At 47.1% G+C, this 5,856-nt stretch carries 2 protein-coding genes; both read right to left on the bottom strand.

Annotated features, from left to right (window positions below; translation table 11 throughout):
• Positions 1–4,670 (bottom strand): hypothetical protein (locus tag KDK16_RS11730; RefSeq protein WP_257276258.1); only part of this gene is annotated, 4,670 nt, incomplete at its 3' end.
• 197 nt (positions 4,671–4,867) lie between these two features.
• A partial coding sequence (locus tag KDK16_RS11725; protein WP_257276257.1) for a hypothetical protein occupies positions 4,868–5,856 on the bottom strand: 989 nt, incomplete at its 5' end.

Raw genomic sequence — 5,856 nt, 5'->3', positions numbered from 1 at the left:
AACCATAAATTGCGAAACGCCTGTTTTTCTGTTTTTTCGTCTGGTGGGGTAATGCTTTGTGTTACCGATTCAATGAACGGCTCACAGGCTTCAGCACTCGTGGGTTGGACATTATTCAGGTATTGGGACAGTGATTCTTTGATCTCATCGGGGCATTCTGCCCCTGATGCTTCGATTCTTTCTCTCAGTTTGCCAAGCAAGGATCCAGGCAGCCTCTCTTTATGCTGGTCAAGGGATTTCCATGCGATGAGGTTGATGGTCATCTTAGTGTTGATCAGGTTAGCCAGAACATATACAGGTAAAGGTTTGAAGGGGGCTGCTTCAATGGCATCTTTTGCCCCGGGCTCTCTGTTTGCGGATAATCTGGCTTCGCGTCTTTGAATGTATAACGGGTAATCCAATCTTAAACGCCTTTGCCAATCATCTGCTGTCAAATAATAGTATTCAGGCATATCAGTGATTTTCAAAAAAAACCGGAACTGATCCTCTGACCAGTTGTTGATTTCCATTTTTTCATCATTTATTTTCAGCTGCGGCATTGGAAAACGGTAGATCTGAACACTGTCACCCGGCACCTCAACCTCAAGCCACTGCCCTCTGACAGTGAAGAACATCTCATTGAGGTTGTGCATCAGCACGGTGATATAGCTCAGGGCCAGCTGTTCTCCCGATGGAATAAGTCCAGATACAGGTATCTCAACGGTGTTGGTGTCTGTTGTGCGCATTCCAGAGAGAAAGTGATCGGGGATTTCGTGATCCCAGGGCAGAAGGCAATGGGTTCTGAGTAACGCTTCAAAAAGTATTTGGATGCCTTCTTTTGTGATGTCATGGTTTTTTAGTCCAAGGCAAGCTTCAAGCAGCCGTTTTAACCATTGGGAGGAATGCTCTTTGCTGAGTTTATTCAGGGCGCTCAACGAGGGAAACAGGTTGAATAGAGCCCCTGCATGGTTGGCGTCCAGAAAACGGAGCTGATCATCTTTTGTCAAGGGTTCCAGTATCTCCCAATAGAGTCTTTGCATATAGTCGAGTTCCAGCACCCCCGATAATTGTCGTAACCGGGCTGAGAGCTGTTCCCATTGGCTCTTGTCTGGCAATGATTTCAACCGCCTGACGAAATAGACAAAACGCCCTCTGTATTCATTGGAAGAAAAAAGAACCATTGCTTGATTTAATACGTGCAAAGGCACGGTTTTACCCGAATGTTGCCGCAAAAAATCCCGGTCCTGTTGATTAGCCTTAAGGTAGCACTCGATGCCTTTCCCTCCATAAGAAGACAGAAGCTTTATCAATGATTCCGATATCGGAACGGTTTTAGTCCTTTCATGGCATTGGTAAAACTGTTTTAAAACTGCCCAGCTTATTGACCAGTCTGGTTTATAGGTGGAGAGGTAAAGAGCAACTGTTTTTATCTGGCGATTCCATTTGTCGCCCTCTTCGTTATCAGAGTCGTTATTTTCTTCAGTAAATTCTGTAAACAGCCACTGTTTCAGCTGTGTCTCCCGGTGTTGCAGCGTTTCAGTGGCAGGTAGCCCTTCTGATTTCCAGAGTTTGGTCATAATTTGCAGGAGCAAGTGATTGGGTTTACCCCCGCAACGTGTCCAGTCCAACACTTTTTTCACATGCTCATGTTTGGGCACTCCTTGGCCATGATTCATGGATGAGAAAGCGTTAAACCGTTTCATACTAAAATCGCCATGCTTGTCTTTCCATTCCGGCCAGCCCAGTACCTCTTTCACTTCCTTGTATTTGAGCACGCCATGGTTATGATTCATGAACGTGAAGGCGCGGAACCGCTCCATACTGAACTCGCCATTTTTGTCTTTCCATTCCGGCCAGTCCAACACCTCTTTCACTTTCTTACGTCCGGGCATGCCTCTTTTGGCGCATATGGACGAGAAGGCGCGAAACCGCTCCATACTGAACTCACCATCCTTGTCTCTCCATTCCAGCCAGCCCAGCACCTCTTTCACTTCCCAATGTTTGAGCATGCCCCTGGCATGATTCATGGACGAGAAAGTGCGAAACTGCTCCGTACTGAACTCACCGTGCTTGTCTTTCCATTCCGGCCAGCCCAGCATTTCTTTCACTTGCTCATGGTTGGGCACGCCATGGCCTTTATTCATCGATGAGAAAGCGCGAAATAACTTCATATTGAACACACCATCCTCGTCTTTCCATTCCGGCCAGCCCAGTACCTCTTTCACTTCCCTATGTTTGGGTGCACCTCTCGAGGTGAACATCGATGAGAAGGTGCGGAAGAGTTCCCTGTTGAACTCGCCATCCTTGTCTTTCCATTCCGGCCAGTTCAGCATCTCTTTCACTTCCATCTGTTTGTGAGTGCCTTTACTGGCGTACATAGATGAGAAAGTGCGGAACAGCTTTATACTGAACTCGCCATTCTTATCTTTCCATTCCGGCCAGGCCAGCACCCCTTTCACTTCCTCATGTTTGAGCATGCCTTTGCTACAATTCACGGATGAGAAGGCGCGGAACAACTCCATACTGAATTTGCCATTTTTGTCTTTCCATTCCGGCCAGCCCACTACCTCTTTCACTTTCTCATGTTTGAGCATGCCTTTGTTATGATTCAAAGATGAGAAGCAGCGGAACAGCTCCATATTGAACGCATCATCCTTGTCTTTCCATTCAGGCCATCCCATTAGCTCTTTCACTTCCTCATGTTTGAGCATGCCTCTGCCGCTGTTCATGGACGCTAAGGCCCGGAACAGCTCCATATTGAATTCGCCATCCTTGTCTTTCCATTCAGCCCAGCCAAGCACCTCTTTCACGTCGTCATGTTTCAGCATGCCTTTAGAATGATTCATGGATGAGAAGGCGCGGAACAGCTCCATATTGAACTGGTCATCCTTGTCTTTCCATTCCGGCCAGCCCAGCAGCGCTTCGACGTCCTCATGTTTGAGCAGGCCCCTGGCATGATTCATGGATGAGAAGGCGCGGAACAGCTCCATGTTGAACCCGTCATCCTTGTCTTTCCATACCAGCCAGCCCAATATCTCTTTCACTTCCTCATGTTTGAGCAAGCCTTTGCAAGTATTCATTGACGAGAAAGCACGGAACAGCTCCATATTGAACTCGCCATTATTGTCTTTCCATTCCGGCCAGCTCAGCAGCTCTCTCACTTCATCAAGCTTGGGCACACCTTTGCAACTCTTCATGGACGAGAAGGAAGTCAATGTATCCAAACTCGCTAAATATTCGAGTTCACTTTGATCACGTTCTGCAAAACTACGGATATGTTTTTTTGCATAATTCAGCATGCCGGTTAGCATGCCTGTGTTTTTGAAGTTTTTAGAAAGGTGCCCAAAAAAAGCAGTGGCATTATCGAAGAAGCTATTAAAATACTGTCTCTCTACAAAGCCAAGCAGTTTATAAAAAGTATCCTTTACAGAGATGTTTTTTTTCTTGAATACTTCCATCAGGGTTTGTGCTTTCTCCAGCTCTTCCTTGCTTAGTTCGTACTTGATACTTTCTTTTACTTTTTCCAATAGATCATCAGTGATCTGGGCGTCTTCCGGTTTCTTTTTTTTAGCCGGTGGTGCAGTAGCTGCTTCGGAATGGCTTCTCTTTCTACCCGAGCCCTTATTTTTTTTCTGAGCAGGTTCTGATGAATCCGACTCTGTTTCTTTCAGGGTTTGTCTTGCTCTTTTATTACCGTGAGTGTCCGGCAGGCACTTGTCGCATAAAAATGCTGAAGCTGCTGCTTCATCAGCGACACGGCTTAATTCCTGTGTATTCATTATCTTGTTACATCTGGAACAAGTTACGACCGAACTTCCGGTATCTTGCTCAGCCGAGGGCTTCAGTGGATCATCGCCCCCGTGACCACTGCCGTCTTTTGGACAAGTTCCCTGACTAAGGTCAGAAGCCCTGCTTATTGGGTCGGTTTTCGCGGTGGTTGATGCTTTGGTTGTTCTGGAGGATTGGTCCTGTTTCCCGTTACCGGCTTGTCGGCCAGAATATTGGCCAGTAACGATCTTACGGTAAACACTGAGTTCATGACTATGCTCCGTTAGCCAAGTCTGAACCAGCCCCGGATGCATTGTGTCAGGGCCTGATCTTTCCAGATCCAGAAGATCTGCTTCAATCACCATAATCCGATCTGACAAAATCCGGGCCAGCGTGGTTTGGTCCTTCATAATAGCCCATAGTCGTTTGATTCTTAACATTCGAAGCAGTTGCTTTTTTTGTTGCAGGTATTTTTCAACAGGGCTGAGAGCGAGGGTAACGCCAGACTGGGGCTCTGGGTCACGATTCCAGTGGTTTCCGTCGGGTGGCTTATCGCTATCATCTCCTCCGGCACCGGCACCGGCACCGGCACCGGCAGCGCCTGTGGCGATCAACGCATTGGAAGAGTGCTTTGCGGTTTCGGGGGATATAGCCAATAGGTCAATGAAACGTGTCTGCTTTATTGGCCAAAGGGGCAGGGGGGTTAATTGTAGAGATGCAAGAGGACTGTTATTCGGCTGCAGCTGAAGCAAACTGAGGGCGAACTTTATAAACCCAACCGGAACAGGGTTCGGCGGTGCAGGTTCAGCTAACTTATTGGCATATAAGAAACGGGTGGGTAGCGGGCTTGAGCCGACAAATCCCACCGCAGGCAGTGACTCTCCAAACATTACGGTCACTAACAGAAGCAGTGATCGGACCATCGGGCAGATAGTTTTATTTTTTTGTGAGCGTATCGTAGACTCAGGCTTAAAAAAATCCACATCCACGAACCCATTTGCTATTAGAAATAATTCGTTATCTTTACGTCGTCCGACTCAGGCACATTGATTGACGTTTGCCGTATGCACGGGAATGTATAGCACCACACTGGCTTGCGCGCCATAAACAGAGTTGGCGATTAGAAAATACTCGCACACCCATCAAGTAACTCTAATTCCAGGCAACTCCCATAGACATCAGGATTAACCTCTGATAACGAAGGGTCTCGCCTTTTTAGTCGCTTTATTTCGCAGCATGCCTGCTGCCTCCATCCTTCCAGTATGTGGTTATCGATATGGATTTTGGCTTTTCTGAGGACGGTCACTATATGTTTAAGCTCCATTTCATCCCTGTACTCGTCCAGCAATGTCAGTACCTCGATGTCAAAAACTTCTGTCTGGTTGAGTTTTAACCATAAACTGGCAAACGCCTGTTTTTCTTTTTTGTCGTCTGGCGGGTAACCGCCCTGTGGCTCCGGTTCAGTGATTGGCTCAGAGGCTTCACCTCTGCTGGATTGAACATTATCCAGGTATTGGGACAGTGATTCTTTAATCTCATCGGGGCATTCTGTCCCTGATGCTTCGATTCTTTTTCTCAGTTTGCCAAGCAAGGATTCAGGCAGTCTCTCTTTGAACTGGTCAATGGATTTCCAGGCGAGGTCGTTGATGGCCATTTCCCTGTTGATCAGGTTAGTCAGAACATAAACAGGTAAAGGTTTGAAGGGGGCTATTTCAACGGCACCTTCTGCCCCGGGCTCTCTGTTTGTGGATAATCTGGTTTCGCACCTTTGAATGTATACCGGGTAATCCAATCTTAAACGCTTTTGCCAATGATCTGCTGTCAAATAATAGTGTTCAGGCACACCAGTGATTTTCAAAAAAATCCGGAACTGCTCCTCTGGCCAGTTGCTGATTTCCATTTTTTCATCCTGTATTTTCAGCTGCGGCATTGGAAAACGGTAGATCTGAGCACTGTCATCCAGCGTCTCAACCTCAAGCCACTGCCCTTTGACCGTAAAGGATATCTCATTGAGGTTCTGCATCAGCACAACGATGTAATTCAGGGCCAGCTGTTCTCCTGACGGGATAAGTCCAGAGACGGGTATCTCAACGGTGTTGTTGGCGGTTG

The sequence above is a fragment of the Endozoicomonas sp. SESOKO4 genome (assembly GCF_024606275.1).
The sequence above is the reverse complement of the archived record's forward strand: the minus strand, read 5'-3'. Positions and strand labels throughout refer to the sequence as shown.